Origin of the sequence: Micromonospora sp. NPDC050495 (assembly GCF_040655175.1) — a bacterium.
In the GTDB taxonomy this organism is placed as follows: Bacteria; Actinomycetota; Actinomycetes; order Mycobacteriales; family Micromonosporaceae; genus Micromonospora.
The window spans coordinates 454,413-473,559 of record NZ_JBFAJK010000002.1; the positions used below are offsets into that span (position 1 = coordinate 454,413).

A 19,147-nucleotide genomic window follows, 5' to 3' on the forward strand; every position below is an offset into this window, starting at 1 on the left:
AGTACGTCGGCCAAACTATGAATTCACGGTCTTCGTCCGCAGTAGGCCCCGAGGCGCGGCAAATGGGGCGGCCTCGCCATCGGGACCACCATCGCGGTGGTGGAATGGTCGGCTGACGGCGCGCTCGCCCGTGCGGACCTGGCGGGGAAGGCTCCGACCGCGATTCGCGCGGTCGGTAGGAATTCCCCGCCCGCTGACCCCGCCGGCCCTCCCACGCACACGCGGCGGGAGGTCCTGCACGCCCCGGACCGGCGCGCCGGTCACCACCACCGCCGCGGGCCGGTCGACGTTGCCCGGCCGGCGGGCGGGTGGCCGCGCGGGAACAGGGGAGGACTGGCATGGCCGACATCCGCGCCCGGCGGGACGGACGCAGCGCGTGGGCGGGCCCGCAGCCGGCGTCCGGGCCCCGTGCCGGCCGGCGGCGGGCCCGGGCCGCGACCGGCCGGGTCGGAGATCCGTGCGGAGACCACGGCACCGGTGTCCGGACGGACCGCCGCCGGCCCGGACGCCACCGGGACTCCGCGCCGGTTCCACCGAGGACGAGGCCACCGGCCCCGGCCGGGCCGACCGGTGTGGACGGCGGACACCGCCCAGGGCGTAGGTCGTGAGGCCGGACCCGGTCGAACTGGACGAGGTGATGGATCGGCTCGCCGCCGCCCGGCTGTGGGCGGTGCGCCGGGTGCCTTCGGCGGCCACCGCCGTCCTGGCCGTGATCACCTCGGTGCGCCCGGCGCGCGACGTCGGCTCCGGCATCGCCATCCGCGACCGCCGCCTGGCGGCCTTCCCGGCCGATCCCCGTTGGGTGGCGTACGTGGATCCGGTGACCGCCCTGCTCACCCCCGTCGACGAACTCGGCTGGCGACTGCTGCACCAGGTGGGGCACCTGGTGCGCGGGCACGCCAGGCGGTCGCCGCTGCGGCCCGGCGCGGCGACCGGAGCCGACCCCCCGCTGGGGCGCCGCTGGCGGGTCGCCGCGGACGCCGAGGTCAACGAGGAACTGGCCGGGCACGGGCTGCGGCCGCCGCCCGGTCAGCCGACGGCCGCGGCGCTGGGACTGCCGCCCGGCCGTACCGCGCAGGAATACCTGGCCCTGCTGGCCCGCGACGGCCGGGATCCGGCGGTGGCCGGCGACTGCGGCAGCGCCGCCGACGGCGTCCGGCGCCCCTGGGACGACACCTCGGTCGCCGGCCTCGACGCGCTCACCCGGGCGGCGCTGCGCCGGGCCGGACCGCGCCGGCCCGGCTGACCAGCCCGTCAGCCCCGGCGACCGCCCTCGGTCTGCAACTCCCACGGCAGGTCGGTGCGGCGCCGGACGTTGAGTTTGCGGTAGACCCGGGTCAGGTGCTGCTCGACCGTGCTGATCGTGACGAAGAGCTGATCGGCGATCTCCCGGTTGGTGTGCCCGGACGCCGCCAGGCCGGCCACCCGCCGCTCCGCGTCGCTCAGGTCGGTCACCCGTTCCTCGGGCACGACGGGCAGCGCCTCCTCCGTCACGTCCACCCGCACCGTCGCCGGCAGCAGCCGCCGTACGCTGGCCTCCGCCCCGCACTCGCGCGCCCAGAGCTGCGCCTGGCGCGCGGCGGCCTCGGCCTGCGGCCGGGCGCCGAGCAGCTCCTGGGTGCGGCTGATGTCGGCGAAGACCATGGCCAGGGTCAACCGGTCGCTGGACGCCTCGAAGTGGGTCAGCGCCTCGTGCAGCAGGGCCAGCCGTTCGGCCGGCGCGACGGCGGCGGCCATCACCCGCAGGGTCAGCCCGCGTGTCCGGTGCTGCCCGGGCGCGAGCAGGTCCAGCTGCTCGCGCAGCAACTCCCGGGCCGGCTCGGGCCGGCCGAGCGCCAGCAGGGCCAGGGCGGCGTCGCTGCGCCACGGCAGCATCGCCGGCTCGTCCCGGCCCCACCGGCGCAACATCTCCCCGCACCGTTCGAAGTCCGCCAGGGCGGCCGAGGCGTCCCGGGCGGCCAGGTGGTAACGCCCCCGGGCGTGCAGGTACGTCAGGCCGAACGAGGTCTGGAACAGCCCCGGGGGCATCGCCACCCCGAGGCACGCGGCGGCCTCGTCCAGGTTGCCCAGCCCCACCGCGGTCAGGATCAACGTGGCGATCGGGATCGCCAGGGCCACCCCCCAGCTGGCCGCCGGCAGCAGCTTCAGCGCGTCGTTGGCCTGCTGTTGCGCCTCCCGCAGGTTGCCCTGCCGGCCGAGGATGCCGGCCCGCATCGCGGTCAGCAGGGCCTGCCACGTCGGTGCCCGCCGGCTGTCGACGGCCCGTAGCAGCCGGTCGCACCACGAGTCGGCCTTCTCCAGCTCGTCGGCGTACATCAGGGTGGCCAGCGAGGTCACGATCGTGCCGAGGGTCAGCTCGTCCGGGTCGCACTTGGCCAGCAGCTGCTCGGACCGGGCCACGCCGTCGCCGTGCGGCGTGGCGTCGGCCAACGCGTCCACCCGGTGCAGGGTCGGGTCGGCGAGCACCCGCGCCGGGCGTACCAGGGCGGAGCGGGGCTGATGATTCTCCAGCAGGCGGCCCAGCTCGGGGAAGGCGTGGCCGAGCCATGGGCGGAGCGCCGCGATGGTGACCGCCGCCTCGCCGCTGGGCGGTCCGGGCCGCTCCACCAGCCGGGTCAGCGCCGCGCGCGCGGTGTCCAGCTGACCCGACCAGAGCAGGAACTCGATGACGATGGCCTCGTGCCGGCCGCTGATCAGCCCCTGCCGCAGCGCGTCGGCCAGGTCCGGCAGGTGCCGGCTGGCGGTGCCGGGGTCGATCCGCCACTCCACGGTGGCCAGCGTGGTGCGGATGGCGGCCCGCTGCCGTGCGTCGGAGCACTGGGCGTCGGCCAGGCGCAGGCAGCTCAGCGCCAGGTCCAGCTCGCCGCGGGCGAGGGCCTGCTCGGCGGCGTCGGTGAGCACCCCGATGGTCCACTCCGCGCTCGGATGGCCGGCGCTGACCAGGTGCCGCGCGGTCTCCAGCGGCGGATCGCCCTGCCGATGCCGCAGGACGGCGGCGCGGGCGTGCAGGTGCACCAGGTCCTCGGGGTCGAGGGTCTCCAGGACCGCGGCCCGGGCGCGGGGATGCCGGAAACCGTCGAAGCCGAGCAGGCCGGCCGCGCGCAGCGCGATCATCGCCTCGTCGACCAGCACGGAGTGCACGTCGAGCAGGTCGGCGACCAGCGCCGCGTCGTTCTCGTCGCCGAGCAGCGCCACGCCCTGGGCCACCCGCCGGACGATCCCGTCGGTGCGGTGCAGGCAGGAGAGCACCGCGCGGGTGAACCCGTCACCCACCAGCAGCCCGGCCGCCGGTTCCCCGGCGGGACGCCGGTTGTCCACCAGCAGCCCGCGGGCCAGCAGCGGATTGCCGCCGGTGAGCGCGTGCGCCTCGGCGGCCACGCCGGGTCGCTCCCGCATGCCCGGCACCTCGGCGAGCAGGGCCGCCAGACCGGACCGGGACAGCGGGACGAGCCGGATCCGCCGGCAGTGCGGCATCCGCAGCAGCTCACCGCGGAGCGCCGAGCGCCCCGGGTCGGCGTCGGCGGAGAGGGTGAACACCAGCATCACCCGGCCGGTGCTGGCCCGGCGGGCCAGGAACAGCAGGGTGCTCAGCGACGAGACGTCGGCGTACTGGAGGTCGTCGACCACGATGACGATCGGCCGGGCCTGGGCCAGGGTGGCCAGCTCGCTCCAGAGGCCGTGCAGGACCGCCGGGCGGACCTGGTGCGCGTCGTCGGCGCCGTGCATGTGCAGCGTGGCGGTCAGCACCGCGTTCTCGGTGAGCTGGCGCAGCGGCGCCGAGTGCGGCTCGGCCTGCCGCATGAGCTGGGCGACCACCCCGAGCGGGCGGTCCCGGTGGCCGCGGGTGGCGGTGGCGGAGAGCAGCACCGCGCCCCGCTCGCTCGCCGCCCGGGCGAAGGCCTGGACCAGGTCGGTCTTGCCGACCGCCGTGGGGCCGCTGACCAGGACGACCCGCCCGTCGCCGCCGGTGGTGCTGGACAACTCGCCGATCAACGAGTTCAGCTCGTCGGTCCGCTCGATCAAGGTCATCCTCGAACGCCCCCGGTCGACCCGTTGTTGTTCCTCCGTTGCGGCTCGCAAAGAGTGACCGCGCGACAGTGCCGAGTGAAGTCTGCCCGCCGCGTGTTTCCACCGCAATACCCGTCGATGGCTGCCACCGTACGTCGGTTCGGCAAGCCGGCGGCCCGCGCATCGCCCGCCGGACGGGCCCGTCGGCGGCGGGTGTTGGGTCGGCTTTGTGGATCCTTCAGGTCCCGATGGTCCGCTCGGCGACGACACTGCGGCGATCGGCGAGGGGCGGACGGGCATGGAGGTGGTGGGGCGGGGTTTCCTCGGCCGCGGCCTGGCCCGCCTGGCCGACGTGCACCCGGACGTGACCGTCCTGGCCGCCGGGGTCTCCAGCACCCGCACCGCCACCGCCGAGGAATACCACCGTGACCGGTGCCGGGTCGCCGAGGTGGCCGCGCGGTGCCGCCGCGACGGCCGGCTGCTGGTCTATCTCTCCTCGGCCGCGGCCGACGTGTACGGCGCGCCCGGCTGCCCGGGCCGGGAGGACGAGCCGGTCACCCCGCGCTCGGCGTACGGGCGGCACAAGCTCGGCCTGGAACTGCTGGTGCGCGACTCGGGGGTGCGGCATCTCACGCTGCGCCTCGGTTACGTGGTGGGCCCGGGCCAGCCGGACCACCAGCTGCTGCCCTTCCTGACCCGGGCCGTCCTGGCCGGGCAGGTCGACGTCTTCCGTGGCGCGCACCGGGACCTGATCGCATTGGACGACGTGGTGCACATCCTCGACCGCCTGCTCGCCGCCGGGGTGGCCGGCCAGGTGGTCAATGTGGCCTCCGGCCGGTCGGTGCCGGTGGAGGACATCGTCGACCACCTGGAGCGGCGGCTCGGCGTGCAGGCCCGGCGGCGCCTCGTCGGCGGCCACCAGCGGTACCGGGTCTCCCTGGCGAAGCTGCGCCGGCTGCTGCCCGACCTGCCCGAGTTCGGCCCGCTCTACTACCGGGACGTCATCGACCGGCACCTCGCCCTGAGCCGGTCGGCCTGACCGGCCGCCCCACCGAGGAGGTACCCGTGCGTGTCCTGTTCATCCCGATGGCCTGGTCCAGCCACTACTACCCGATGGTGCCGCTGGCCTGGGCGTTCCGCGCCGCCGGGCACGACGTGCGGGTGGCCGGGCAGCCGCCGGTGGTGGAGCCGGTGCTGCGCTCCGGGTTGGTGGTGGCGCCGGTCGGCGCCGGCTACGACCTGATGGCCGGCGTGGCCGGGCTCAACGACCGGATCCGGCAGGCCCGGGGCCGGATGCCGGCCAGCGTCGAGGGCATGCGCGCGCTGCCCCCGGAGGTGCTGCGCGACTTCCGCAACCTCCAGCACGTCCCGCACGTGGCGGCCGCCACCGCGATGGCCGACGAGCTGGTCGAGCTGGTCGACCGCTGGCGCCCCGAGCTGGTGGTCACCGACCCGGTGACGCTGGTCGGGCCGGTGGTCGCGGCGGCCGCCGGCTGCCCGCTGGTGCACCACCTGTGGGGCCCGTACATGCCGGGGCTGGACCACTTCCCGGGCCTGGGTACCGACCCCGCCGAGTGGCCCGCCGAGCTGCGCGCCCTCTACGCCCGCCTGGGCGTGCCCGAGCGGCCCCGGTACGCGGCGGCCACCGTCGACCCCTGCCCGGCGAGCCTGCAGAGCGTCGACCTGCCGGACCGGATCCCGGTGCGCTACGTGCCGTACAACGGCTCGGGCGCGGTGCCGGCCCGGCTGGGCGAGCCGGCCGGCCGTCCCCGGGTCTGCGTGTCCTGGAGCATGTCGAACACCCGGGCGGTCGGCGCCGACGGCTTCCAGGTCCCGGAGATCATCGCCGCGCTGCGCCGGCTCGACGTGGAGATCGTGGTCACCGTCAAGGAGTCCGACCGGGCGGCGCTCGGCGACCCGGGCGCCGGGGTGCGGCTGCTGACCGAGACGCCGCTGCACCTCATCCTGCCCGGCTGCGCCGCGGCGGTGCACCACGCCGGCGCCGGCACCATGCTCACCGCCGCGGCCTGCGCCGTACCGCAGGTGATGGTGACGCCGGTGCCGGATCAGACGTTCAACGCCGAGCGGCTCGCCGCCACCGGCGCCGGCGTCGCCCTGAAGGCCGACGCGACCACGGTGGACGACATCGCCGCCGCGGTCTCCACGGTGCTCGCCGACCCGGGCTGGGCGGGCGCGGCCGCCCGGCTGCGAGCCGAGATCGCCGCCCAGCCCAGTCCGGCCGAGGCGGTGTCCGCGCTGACCCGGCTGTGAGCCGGCGACGCATGCAGATGGGGAGCTGGTTCGTGGCCGTGCGCCCGGACCGAAGGAAGGGGTCGACGTGACGGAACGACAGGTCTTCGCGCCGGATGCGCTGGCCGGGCAGGTCGCGGTGGTGACCGGCGGCGGCACCGGCATCGGGTACGGCATCAGCCGGGCCCTGCTGCGGCACGGCGCCACCGTGGCGATCGCGTCGCGCAACGCCGAGCGGCTCGCCGCCGCGGCCGAGGCGCTGAAGGTGGACACCGGTGGCACCTGCGTGGCGGTGCCCTGCGACGTACGCGAGGAGGGGGCCGTGCGGGCCCTGGCCCGGAGCGTCCGCGAGCAGCTCGGCCCGGTGTCCCTGGTGGTGAACAACGCGGCCGGCAACTTCCGGATGGCGGCGGAGAAGGTCAGCGCGCGGGGTTTCCGGACCGTGGTGGACATCGACCTGTTCGGCACCTTCCACGTCAGCCAGGCGTTCGTCCGGGACATGATCACCGGCGGCGGTGGCTCCATCATCTCGATCCTCATGCCGGATCCGGAGCGGGGCTTCCCGCTCTACTCGCCGGCCGGCGCGGCGAAGTCGGCGATCCTCTCGCTGACCCGCTCCTGGGCGCGGGAGTGGGGGCCGCACGGCATCCGGGTCAACGCGATCGGCCCCGGCCCCATCCCCACCGAGGGGGTGGCGGTGAACATGATGGGCATGTCGTCGCAGGAGAGCACGGACGTCTTCGGCAACATGCGCGACACCCTGCCGCTGCGCCGGCTGGGCACCGCCGACGACGTGGCCGCCGCGGTGGTCTTCCTGGCCTCGCCGGCCGGCTCCTGGATCACCGGCAACCTGCTCAACGTGGACGGTGGCGTCTCGCTGCCCTGACGGCGCCGGTCGGTTCCCGGATAGCCGGACGGGCAGCTACCCGACAGATCCGCGCCGCTGCCGGCTTGACAATGTCGCGAGGATCGATGTGGCGCCGGCCGGGCGGACGTCGAGCCAACCGAGGGGGCGCGGCGGCATGGGTGACGGCGGCGGCACGGATCCGGTCGCGGGTGGTGCGGTGATCTCGCTGCCGACGGGAGGCGGCGCGGTCAAGGGGATGGGCGAGGCGTTCTCGGCCGACCTCTTCACCGGCACCGGCAACCTCTCCGTCCCGCTCGCCATCCCACCCGGCCGGCGTGGCGTGCAGCCCACGCTCGCGCTCGGCTACAGCACCGGGCACGGCAACGGACCGTTCGGGTTGGGCTGGGCGTTGAGCCTGCCCGGGGTCACCCGCAAGACGTCGCGCGGGGTGCCGAGGTATCAGGGCGAGGACACCTTCCTGCTGTCCGGGGCCGAGGACCTGGTGCCGGTGCCCGGGGCCGACCCGGGCCGGACCCGCTACCGCCCCCGGACCGAGGGGCTGTTCGCCCGGATCGAGCACGTCCGCGACGACACCGGCGACTACTGGGCGGTACGCGACCGCGGCGGGCTGCTCACCCACTACGGGACGCCGCACCGGGCCGCCGGCGAGCCCGACCCGGCGACCGTACGCGACCCGGACCGCGCCGACCGGATCTTCGGGTGGCGGGTGACCGGGACCGTGGACCCGCTGGGCAACCAGGTCCGCTACACCTATCTGCGGGACCGGGGGGAGACCGACGGGCACCGCTGGGACCAGCCGCTGCTGTCCCGCATCGAGTACGGCGACTACGGCGACCCGGCGCAGCCGTCGTTCCTCGTCGCCGTGCAGTTCGAGTACGAGCCGAGGCCCGACCCGTTCTCGGACCACCGGGCCGGCTTCGAGATCCGGACGTCGCTGCGCTGCCGGACCGTACGGGTGGTCACCCGAGCGGCCGACGGGCAGCAGCGGGTGGCCCGCGAGTACCGGTTGGCGTACGCGCAGGCCGGGTTCACCGGCGTGTCCCTGCTCGCCGGCCTCGAGGTGGTCGGGATCGACGAGTCCGGCCCGACGCGGCGCGAGGAGGCGCTGCCGTCCCTGACGTTCGGCTACTCCGGGTTCGACCCGGCCGGCCGCCGCTTCACCCCGATCAGCGGGCCGGGGCTACCGATGAGCCCGCTGAACGACCCGGAGCTGGCCCTCGTCGACCTGCGCGGCAACGGGCTGCCCGACCTGGTCGAGCTGGGCGCCGGCTGGCGATCGTGGCGCAACCGCGGCGACGGGCGGTTCGACCTGCCCCGACCGATCGACGAGGCGCCGCCGGTCGCGCTGAGCCAGGCGGGCGTCCGGTTCCTCGACGCGGACGGCGACGGGCGGCCCGACCTGCTCGTCACCGCCGGCGCGCGCAGCGGCTACTTCCCGCTGAGCTTCGGCGCGGACCGCGCTGGTCCCGGCTGGAGCCGATCCTCGTTCCGGCCGTACCGGCAGGCGCCGAGCGTGGACCTCGCCGACCCGGCCGTCCGGCTGGTCGACCTCGACGGCGACGGGCTCACCGACGTGCTGCGTTCGGGCACCAGGCTGGAGTGCTGGTTCAACGACGCCGATCCGCGGCGGGCCTGGCAGCGTACCGCCGTCGCGGCCGGGCCGGCGGTCGACCTGTCCGACCCGCAGGTCCGCCTCGCCGACATGACCGGCGACGGCCTGCAGGACATCGTGCTGGTCCGGGACGGCAACGTGACGTACTGGCCCAACCTCGGCCACGGCCGCTGGGGGCCGGCCGTCCAGATGCGGCACGCGCCCCGCCTGCCCCCCGGGTACGACCCGCGGCGGTTGCTGCTCGGCGACGTGGACGGCGACGGCGTGGCCGATCTCGTCTACCTCGACCACGGCCGGGTCCTGCTCTGGGGCAACCAGGCCGGCAACGGCTGGACCGAGCAGCCGGTCACCGTCACCGGCACGCCGGACCTGGTCGACTCGGACGCCGTCCAGCTCGCCGACCTGCTCGGCACCGGGATGGCCGGGCTGCTGTGGAGCCGGGCCGCGGCCGGGACCCACCGGGTGGCCCCCCGGTTCCTGGACCTGACCGGCGGGAGCAAGCCGTACCTGCTGTCCACCGTCGACAACCAGCTGGGCGCGCGGACCACCGTGGACTACCGGCCGTCGACCGTCGACTACCGCCGGGACGAGGCCGACCCGGCCACCCGGTGGCGCACCCCGCTGCCGTACCCGGTGCAGGTGGTGGCCCGCGTCCGGTCCACCGACCAGATCTCCGGCGGCCAGGTCACCCGCGAGTACCGCTACCACCACGGCTACTGGGACGGGGCGGAACGGGAGTTCCGCGGCTTCGCCATGGTCGAGCAGCGGGACGCCGAGACGGTCGACCCGGCGGACACCTACGACACTCCACCGACGCTGACGAAGACCTGGTTCCACGTCGGGCCCGTCGCCGCCGCCGACGCCGCCGACTGGGCGGAGCTGGAGCTGAGCCACGAGTACTGGCCGGGCGACCCGGCGCGGCTCACCCGCCCCACCGCGATGGCCGCGTGGCTGGCCGGGCTGGCCCGGCCGGAGCGCCGCGACGCGCTGCGGGCGCTGCGCGGCCAGGTGCTGCGCACCGAGCTCTACGCGCTGGACGGCGGCGCGCGGCAGCACCGGCCGTACACCGTGACCGAGGCGCTGTCCGGGCTGCGCGAGGAGCCGGCCGCCGGCCCGCGGCGGGTCTTCTTCCCGTACCCGGTGGCGCGGCGGGTCACCCAGTGGGAGCGCGGCGACGACCCGATGACCCGGGTCACCGTCAGCACCGAGCCGGACCGGTACGGCAACCCCACCGGCCAGCTGGACGTCGCCGTGCCACGCGGGCGGGACCCGTGGTCCACCGGCCCGGTGGCCGCCGAGCCCTACCTCGCCACCTACACCACCACCCGGTACGCCCAGCGGGACGACGCCGGGCGGTACCTCGTCGACCGGGTCTGCGAGACGCGCTGCGTCGAGGTGCGCGACGACGGCCGGCAGAGCGTGGCCGCGCTGCGGGACGCGGTCCTCGCGGGCACCGCGCCGCTGCGGGTGGTCGGCCACGCCCGCAGCTACTACGACGGCGACCCGTACACCGGGCTGCCCCTGGGCCAGTTGGGGGAGCACGCCCTGGTGGTGCGCGTCGAGTCGCTGGCGTTCACCGACGACTTCCTCGCCGAGCTGGGCGGCCGGCCGCCCTTCCTGGATCCGGCGGGCGGTGACCCGTGGCCGGCCGAGTACCCGCCGGAGTTCCGCGCCATGACCGCGCCGCTGGCCGGCTACCGGTACGACGGCGGCGGCTACTACCTGACCCGGGCGTGCCACCGCTACGGCGTCCGCGGCCTGCTGCTCGCCTCGCGGGACGCGTTCGGCGCGGAGAGCCGGTTCGGGTACGACGAGCACGACCTGCTGCCGGTCCGGGCGGTGGATCCCGCCGGCCTGACCACCACGGCGGCGTACGACCTGCGGGTCCTGCTTCCCCGCGAGGTGGTCGACGCCAACGGCAACCGGACCAGCGTGTCCTTCTCGCCGATCGGGCTGGTGACCGCGCGCTACGACCGCGGCGCGCCGGGCGAGGGCGACGCGGTCGAGCCCACCATCCGGCTGGAGTACGACCTGCGGGCCTTCGCCGAGCGCGGGCAGCCGGCGTCGGTGCGGACCGTGCACCGGGCCTATCACGACACCCAGACGGACGTGCCGCTGCCGCGCCGCGACGAGGCGATCGTGTCGGTCGAGTACTCGGACGGGTTCGGCCGGCTCGTGCAGACCCGCACCCTCGCCGAGGACACCCTGGCCGGCGACCCGCAGTTCGGCGGTGCCGTGGTCCCCACCGACCAGTCGCTCCCGGTGGGGCCGGTGGTGACCCGTACCCGGCCGGCCGGCGCGCCGGACAACGTGACGGTGAGCGGCTGGACGGTCTACAACAACAAGGGCCAGCCGGTGCACGCCTACGAGCCGTTCTTCGCCACCGGCTGGGAGTTCGCCGCGCCCGGGGAGGCGCAGCTGGGGCAGCGGGTCACCACCTGCTACGACCCGCGCGGCCAGGTGGTCCGGACCGTCCAGCCGGACGGCAGCGAACAGCGCGTGGTGTTCGGCGTGCCGGTCGACCTGACCGACCCGGACGTGGTCACCCCGACCCCGTGGGAGAGCTGGACCTACGACGCCAACGACAACGCCGGTCGCAGCCACGGCAGCGCGGCCGAGGCGTACCGCTCGCACTGGAACACCCCGGCCAGCGCGGAGCTGGACGCGCTCGGGCGGACCGTGCGGGGCGTCACCCGCAACGGCGCCGACCCGGCCGACTGGTTCGTCACCCGGTCCAGCTTCGACATCCAGGGCAACCTGGTCACCGTCACCGACCCGCTGGACCGGGTCGCGTTCCGCTTCCGGGTCGACCTGGCCGGCCGCCGCTGGCGGATGGAGAGCGTCGACGCCGGCGTGCGGGACACCGTCCCGGACGCGTCCGACGTCGCGATCGAGAGCCGCGACGGTCGGGGAGCGCTGCACCTGGCGGCGTTCGACCCGCTCCGCCGTCCGGTGCGGGTCTGGGCCCGCGACGGCGCGGACGACCCGGTCACCCTGCGGCAGCGCGTCGAGTACGGCGACGCCGGCCGGGCCGACCAGCCGGCCGCCGAGCGGGACGCGGCCCGGGCGCGCAACCTGCTCGGGCGGGCGGTCCGGCAGTACGACGAGGCCGGCCTGGTCACCGTCGAATCGGTGGACGTCAAGGGCAACGTCCGGGAGTCGACCCGCCGGATGATCGCGGACGGGCCGATCCTGGCCGGGTACGCGCAGGCGGCCGCGCACGGCTGGCAGGTGCCGGCCTTCCGGGTCGACTGGACGCCGCCGCCGGGACGCACCCGCGACGAGCACGAGGCCGACCTGCTCGAACCCACCGCGTACCGGACGAGCACCGCGTTCGACGCCCTCAACCGGATCATGCGGCACACCCTCCCGGCCGACGTGGACGGCCGGCGGCGCGAGCTGCGGCCGTCGTACAACCGCTCCGGTGAGCTGGACCGGATGCTGCTCGACGACACCGTCCACCTGGCCCGGATCCACTACGACGCCAGGGGGCAGCGCACCCTCGTCGAGTACGGCAACGGGGTGGTCACCCGGCAGGCCTACGACTCCCGCACGTCCCGGCTGGCCCGGCTGTACAGCGCGCGGGACGGCCAGGTGCTCCAGGACCACGGCTACGAGTACGACCTGGTGGGCAACGTGCTCACCATCCGCGACCGGACACCGGGCGGTGGGCTGCCGTTGAGCCCGGACGCGCTGGACCGGCAGTTCGAATACGACCCGGCGTACCGGCTGCGCCGGGCGACCGGCCGGGAGTCGGACGTCACCACCGACGTCCTGCCCTGGACGGACCTGCCGCGCGGCACCGACGTGACCCGGACCCGGCCGTACCTGGAGACGTACGGGTACGACGCGGCGGGCTCGCTGGTCCGGCTCGCGCACTCCTCGACCGGTGGCTTCACCCGCGAGCACACGGTGGAGCCGGGGAGCAACCGGCTGCGGCGGGTGACCACCGGCGGCACCCCGTACGACTACCGGTACGACGCGAACGGCAATCTGTGCGCCGAGACGACCTCGCGGCACTTCACCTGGAACCACGCCGACCAGCTCGTCTCGTTCGCCGTCCAACCGGCCGGCGCCGAGCCGTCGGTGCACGCGCAGTACCTCTACGACGCCGGCGGGCAGCGGGTGAAGAAACTGGTCCGGCGGCAGGGCGGCGCGGTCGAGGTGACCCACTACCTGGGCGAGGTGTTCGAGCACCACCGCTGGGCCGGCGCCACGGCCGGCGGCGCGGCCGGGGCGAACAACACCATCCACGTGCTGGACAACCGGCGGCGGGTCGCCCTGGTCCGGGTCGGCCCGGCGCACCCCGCCGACACGGGCCCGGCGGTCCAGGTCCACCTCGCCGACCACGTCGGCAGCGCCACCGTGGTGCTGGACGGCGCCGGGCTGCCGACGAACCGGGAGGAGTTCACCCCGTATGGGGAGACCTCCTTCGGCAGCTTCACCCGCAAGCGCTACCGCTACGCCGGCAAGGAACGGGACGAGGAGAGCGGACTCAACTACCACGCGGCGCGCTACCTGCACCCGGGTCTCGGCCGGTGGCTCTCCTGCGACCCGCAGGGACCGCGGGTACAGCCCAACCTCTACCGGTTCGCGGCCGGCTCGCCGCTGCGCTTCCAGGATCCGAGCGGCGCCGGTGACCAGCAGGTGGAGGCGATCGCCACCTTCCTGCAGCAGCTCGCGGACGACTTCCTGGAACCCGCGCAGGTGCGGCTGTCCGGCGAAGGCAGCAGCCCGTTCGGCACCCGGATGCACGACATGTTGCAGGGAATCCTGGAGAGCGCCCGGTTCAACGCCCCGAACGTGGCCGCCAACCGCATCGTCACCGAGGTGATCGTCGACCCGTCCGGCAACATCTGGGACTTCGCCGGCAAGCCCGGCGGCGCCCCGAAGGGTTCGGTCACCATCGACGTCGCGATCCTGGAGAAGGGCGTGTCCAGCACCGACCAGCTGGTCGGCCGCAAGGCGAAGGACGTGCTGGCCGCGGGCATCGACTACAAGACCGGCGACGCGCGGCTGGCGCAGCACCAGCGCGAGTTCTTCGAGTCCATCAAGAAGCCGCTGTTCAAGCTCAGCGCGGGCGGGGACCTGGCCGGCGACATGACCGCCCGCTCCACCCTGCGCAAGCCGCGCGGCAGCGCCGGCCGGTCGAGCCAGCGCGGCTCGGTGGACGTCGAACTGCTGAACAGCATGGCCGCGATCGGGCTGGTGATCGGCTTCCAGCTTCTGGTCACCGGCGAGATGCCGACGGCGAAGGACGTGGTGCGGATCGGGGTCGAAACCACGTACCCGATCGTCGGGATCATGGAGGCGAAGGACCACAACGGCACGGTGATCCCGATCATGTGCTACTTCGCGCCGGAGGCGTGCGGTATCGCCGTGGCCGGCGTCGCGATCGGCTACATCGGGGTGAAGAGCGTCGAAGTGGCCGCGGAGAAGGGCAACGAGGTGCTGGGCAAGACCTACTCGGGTCTGACCCGGATCTACGGCTACGGCTCACTCGGGTTCTGACGGACCAACCGCTAAGGAGCGCAACAGTGGCGCAGTCGATGCTCTTGACGATCCAGAGCCCGGTCGGCGGCGAGGAGGTGGGACTCGTCGTCCCGGTCGCCGGCATCGCGACGGCGCGCGGCGTCGGGTTCCCCCGGCTCAGTGTGCTGGGCGTGCGGGTCGAGTTCGGCGCCGGCGGCCCGGTGGTCGAGGCGCAGCTCAGCTCCGACGGGGCGTGGAGCTGCTCCGGCCACCTGCCGGACGCCGTCCAGGGCGGGCAGACGGTCCGCATCACCGCGACCGCGTACGGGGAGCAGATCCCGCACCCGCACCATCCGGCGCCGCACCCCGCACCGCCCCCGCTACCGCCGCATCACGGCGGCGATCCCGACCCGGATCCCGACCCGGATCCCGATCCGGACCCGGAACCGGATCCCGAGCCGGAGGGGGTGCCGTTCGAGCAGGCCGTGTCGGTCGACGTGACGGTGCGGATGCCGTTCGTGCCCGGGCCCGTCGACCGGGTCTTCGAACCGACCAGCTACCTGGACGAGCTGCTGAGCCTCGCCGCCCGGTACGTCAGCGTCGACGGTGCCCCGCCCGGGCCGGCGCCGGCCGCGCTGGCCGCCCGGCTGGGCCAGCCGCTGGACCGGTTGACCCGGCCCGAGAACTACGAGCGGGCGGCGGAACCCGTTGCGGGGGCGCGGATCGCGGTCGAGGCGCTGCGCGCGACGATGGGCACCCCGGCCCCGGCCGCCCTGGACCAACAGGCCCGGGCGCTGGCGTACGAGGCCCTGCTGAACGAGCTGGGCACCACGTCCGAGGAGCTGCGGCTGGCCCGCCGCGAGCCGGCCGAGTTCCGGCAGGCCCTCGCCGCGCGGCTCGGGTTCCACCTCGGCGACGGCCGGCCGGACAGCCTCGACGAGCTGACCGTCGCGCCGGACCAGGTCACCGATGCCCAGTTGGAGGCGCTCTTCGGCTACCGGTCCACCGCGCCGGGCGACCCGCTGCGCCCACCGCTCGCGGTGGCCGGCGTGCTGCTGTGGCGGCAGGCGGCGCTGCGCTCCCGGTGGCGGGCCGCCGACGAGGCGGAGCGGGACGGGCCGGACACGGCGCTGCCGGTGATCGACCCGGACCTGGTCGACGAGGCGCAGCTGCGCAGCCCGTCGGCCACGGATCCGGCCCGTGCCGTGTGGACGGAACGGACCGAATGGGTGGCCACCACCCAGGCCGCGGTCGAGACCCGGCTCTCCGGCACCGGCCGGTCGCTGGCCGGGTTCGACGGCGCGGTCGCCGAGTACGTCGGCGCCATCGACCTGCCGGCGCTGGCCGCCCGGGACGCCGAGGGGGACGACATCGCCGCTGAACTCCGGCCGGTCGCGCTCGCGCCGGACGCGTTCCGTCACCTGGCCCGCATCCGCGCGCTGCTGGCCGCCGACGAGACGCTGGACCAGGAGTGGTCCGACGTCGTCGCGATCCTGGTGCAGGCGCAGAAGGGCCAGCGGCACCCGCAGTGGCGGGCCGACGAGCAGAGCCGCGGCGTCATCCTGCAACCGGCGACGTTCGTCGCGGACGTCGCCGCGGCCGACAGCCCGCCGGACGGGCCGCTGCGCTGGCGGGTCGACCTGGCGGTGCGCGCCGACTGGCGGCGTACCCTGGCCGCCCGGTCCCGTCAGGCGGACGCGTTGGACGCGGCCTTCCGCGCGCTGGTCGACGCGGTCGAACGGCGGGCGCTGCCGGCGCTGCGCGACGAGCTGATCGCCGAGCTCGGCCGCCGGCGGCCCACGCCCGAGTCGCCGGAGCAGGCCGCCGAGCGGCTCTCCCGCGAGCTCTGCCTCGACCTGCGCGCCTCGGCCGGGCGGACCAGCCGGGTCGGCCAGGCCGTGGACTCCGTGCAGACCCTGCTGGTGTCCGCGCGTACCGGCCGGTTGACGCCGGACGGGACCGGGCCGGCGCTGACCATCGCCGACGAGCAGTCCTTCGACCTCGAATGGCAGTGGCTGGTCAGCTACCGACGCTGGCGGTCGGCGATGCGCGCGTTCGCGTACCCGGAGAACCAGCTCCAGCCCGACCTGTTCCAGACCGACGTGGTGACCGCCGAGATCCAGCTCGCGCCGACGAAGGCGTACCGGGATCTCCTCGCCGGCCTGTCCGCGGCCCGCCGGCTCACCCCGGACGGCGCCCGCGCGCTGGCGCAGACCTTCCTCACCGCGGTCCGCGCCGAGGTGGGCGCGGGCGTGCCCGGCCTGGAGCTGACGGACCGGCGCAGCGCGGCCGGTCTCGCCGCGCACCGCGCGCTCTGCGCCACCCTGGTGGCGTCGGCCAGCACGCCGGCCCAGCCGATCACCCGGGAGTCGCAGATCCCGCAGCACCTCCGGGAGATCTTCTGGCTGGTCCCGGTCGCGTTGGGGCGCAAGCTCCAGGAGGCGCAGGAGTACGCCACCGCGCTGGACTGGTACCAGACGGTGTTCGCGTACCACCTGCCGCCCGCCCAGCGACCCATCTACCACGGCCTGGTGCTGGAGGCCGGCACCCGGTCGAACTTCGACCGCTTCCCCGGCTGGCTGGCCCAGATCAAGGAACTGAACCCGCACTTCACCGCCCGCAAGCGCAAGGGCGCCTACACCCGGTTCACCGTTCTGTCCGTCGTGGAGTGCATGCTCGGCTTCGCCGACTCGGAGTTCGCCCGCGGCGGCACCGACTCCAACGCCCGGGCCCGGGCGCTGTACGAGGCGGTGGTGGACCTCCTCCGGCTGCCCGAGGCGGCCCTGGAGACCGGCCCGGAGGTGCCGTTCCCGGCGAACCCGGTCTGGACGTCGCTGCGGGCCCGGGCGGCCGCGGGGCTGGACAAGATCCACGCCGGGCTGAACATCGTCGGGTTCGCGGACCCGGCCGCGCTGGCCGACGGAACGTCCTTCCTGCCCAGCCCGTACCGCTACCCGGTGCTGGTGGACCGGGCGAAGAACCTGGTCTCGATCGCCCAGCAGGTCGAGTCCAGCTACCTCGCCGCGCTGCAGAGCGTGGACGCGGAGAACTACGGGCTGCTGCAGGCCGGCCACGACCTGAAGGTGGCCGAGGCCGCACTCGGCATCTCCGACCTCAAGGTCGCCGGCGCCGACGCCGGGGTGCGGCTGGCCACGTTGCAGCGGGACAAGGCCCAGGACCTGGCCACCGCGCTGGGCAAGCGGCTGGCGGCCGGGCTCAACTCGTGGGAGCGGGCCCAGCTGGACCGGCTGAGGGAGGCGCGGTCGTTGCAGGAGCAGGCGCGGATCAGCTCCTTCTTCGGCAGCGTCGTGTCGGCGGCGACGAGCGTCGCGTCCGGGGGCGGCTTCTCTCCGTTCGGCATGCTGACCGACTACCTGTCCGGCAACGCCGACCTGGCCGCGATGGACGCCCGGATCGCCGAGGTGCGGGCCGGCTTCGAGCGGCGTGCCGAGGACTGGCAGGTGCAGCGCGGCCAGGCCACGAGGGACGTGGCGATCGGCGGCCAGCAGGTGCTGCTCGCCGAGAACCAGCGGGCGCTGGCGCTGGGGGAGCGGGCCCTGGCCGGGCTCCAGCAGGACCACGCCGAGGCGGTCGCGGAGTTCCTGGCCACCAAGTTCACCAACGCCGAACTCCACGCGTGGATGAGCGGCGTGCTGGGCCGGGTCTACGCGTACTTCCTTCAGCAGGCCACCGCGCTGGCCCAGCTCGCCCAGGCGCAGCTCTCCTTCGAGCGGCAGGAGCCGGCGCTCGGTTTCGTCGCGGCGGACTACTGGCAGGACGCCGGGGCGGCCGGCGACGACACCGGGCCGGGCGTGGACCGGCGCGGCCTGACCGGCTCGGCCCGGCTGTTGCAGGACATCGTCCGGTTGGACCAGTACGCCTTCCAGACCAACCGGCGCAAGCTGCACCTGAGCCAGACCCTGTCGCTGTCCCAGATCGCCGGGTACGAGCTGCAGGAGTTCCGCCGGACCGGGGTGCTGACCTTCGCCACCCCGGAGGAACTGTTCGACCGGGAGTTCCCCGGCCACTACCTGCGTCTGGTCAACCGGGTCAAGGTGTCGCTGATCGCGCTGGTGCCGCCGGCCCGGGGGATCCGCGCGGTGCTGTCCGCATCCGGCGTCTCCCGGACCGTGGTGGCCCGGCACAGCTTCGACACGGTCACCCTGCGGCGGGACACCGAGTCGATCGCGGTCACCGCGCCGATCAACGCCACCGGGCTCTTCGACCTCGAACCGGAGACCGGGATGCTGCTGCCGTTCGAGGGCATGGGCGTGGACACGGTGTGGCGGCTCGAGCTGCCCAAGGCGGCGAACCCGTTCGACTACCGCACCATCGCCGACGTGCTGCTCACCATCGAGTACACCGCGCTGGACAGCGAGGAGTACCGGCAGGAGGTGATCCGGCGGCTCGACCGGCGGTTCGTCGGGGACCGGTCGTTCAGCGTCCGCAACCAGTTCCCGGACGCCTGGTACGAGCTGAACAACCCGGACAGCGTCGCGGACCCGGCCGCGCGGATGCGGGTGGTGCTGCCGCTGACCCCGGACGACTTCCCGCCGCACCTGGCCAACCTGGCCACCAGCCAGCTGACGCTCTTCGCGGTCCGCGCACCGGCGTTCACCGAGGAGCTCACGGTGACCTCGCTGGCGCGCACCACGGGCGGGGGGCGGGTGGCCGCGGCCGGCCCGGTGGCCACCACCGGCGGCACGGTGGGGACCCGGCGCCCCGGCGGCGCCGCCTGGCAGGCGCTCACCGGCGGCGACCCGAGCGGCGACTGGGAGATCCAGCTGCCCGACGACGCGGCGGTCCGGTCCTGGTTCACCGACGGCCTGGTCGAGGACCTGGTGCTCGTGCTGACCGTGACCGGGCAGACACCCCCCTGGCCGTCCTGACCGACCGCCGCGCGGGCCGGTCCGGCGCGGGCGCCCGCGCCGTCGACG

7 protein-coding genes are annotated in these 19,147 nt (G+C 75.0%); 6 read left to right on the forward strand and 1 reads right to left on the reverse strand.

The features are described from left to right. The first annotated feature begins 604 nt into the window (after positions 1-604). Complete coding sequence (locus tag AB0I11_RS05110; protein WP_357313341.1) at positions 605-1,246, forward strand: hypothetical protein; 642 nt, start codon at positions 605-607, stop codon at positions 1,244-1,246. A gap of 8 nt (positions 1,247-1,254) precedes the next feature. On the opposite strand, the gene AB0I11_RS05115 is transcribed toward AB0I11_RS05110, so the two are convergent. Further along, positions 1,255-4,029 carry an AAA family ATPase gene (locus tag AB0I11_RS05115; protein ID WP_357313344.1) on the reverse strand — a complete coding sequence of 925 codons (2,775 nt, stop codon included), beginning with the start codon at positions 4,027-4,029 and terminating at the stop codon, positions 1,255-1,257. A gap of 208 nt (positions 4,030-4,237) precedes the next feature. On the opposite strand from AB0I11_RS05115, the gene AB0I11_RS05120 reads away from it, so the two are divergent. The 5 genes from AB0I11_RS05120 to AB0I11_RS05140 all read left to right on the forward strand — a co-directional run bounded on the left by AB0I11_RS05120 (position 4,238) and on the right by AB0I11_RS05140 (position 19,099). Then, positions 4,238-5,047 carry an NAD(P)-dependent oxidoreductase gene (locus tag AB0I11_RS05120; RefSeq protein WP_357313348.1) on the forward strand — a complete coding sequence of 270 codons (810 nt, stop codon included), beginning with the start codon at positions 4,238-4,240 and terminating at the stop codon, positions 5,045-5,047. Between the two features lie 26 nt (positions 5,048-5,073). Continuing rightward, the gene (locus tag AB0I11_RS05125) at positions 5,074-6,279 is read left to right on the forward strand and encodes a nucleotide disphospho-sugar-binding domain-containing protein (RefSeq protein ID WP_357313352.1); all 1,206 of its coding nucleotides are present in this window, start codon (positions 5,074-5,076) and stop codon (positions 6,277-6,279) included. A 67-nt stretch (positions 6,280-6,346) separates the two neighbouring features. Further along, the gene (locus tag AB0I11_RS05130; protein ID WP_357313356.1) at positions 6,347-7,144 is read left to right on the forward strand and encodes an SDR family oxidoreductase; all 798 of its coding nucleotides are present in this window, start codon (positions 6,347-6,349) and stop codon (positions 7,142-7,144) included. A gap of 136 nt (positions 7,145-7,280) precedes the next feature. Beyond that, positions 7,281-14,249, forward strand: a complete 6,969-nt coding sequence (locus tag AB0I11_RS05135) for a SpvB/TcaC N-terminal domain-containing protein (RefSeq protein WP_357313360.1) — start codon at positions 7,281-7,283, stop codon at positions 14,247-14,249. A 38-nt stretch (positions 14,250-14,287) separates the two neighbouring features. Further along, the gene (locus AB0I11_RS05140) at positions 14,288-19,099 is read left to right on the forward strand and encodes a neuraminidase-like domain-containing protein (RefSeq protein ID WP_357313372.1); all 4,812 of its coding nucleotides are present in this window, start codon (positions 14,288-14,290) and stop codon (positions 19,097-19,099) included. Positions 19,100-19,147: the final 48 nt, after the last annotated feature.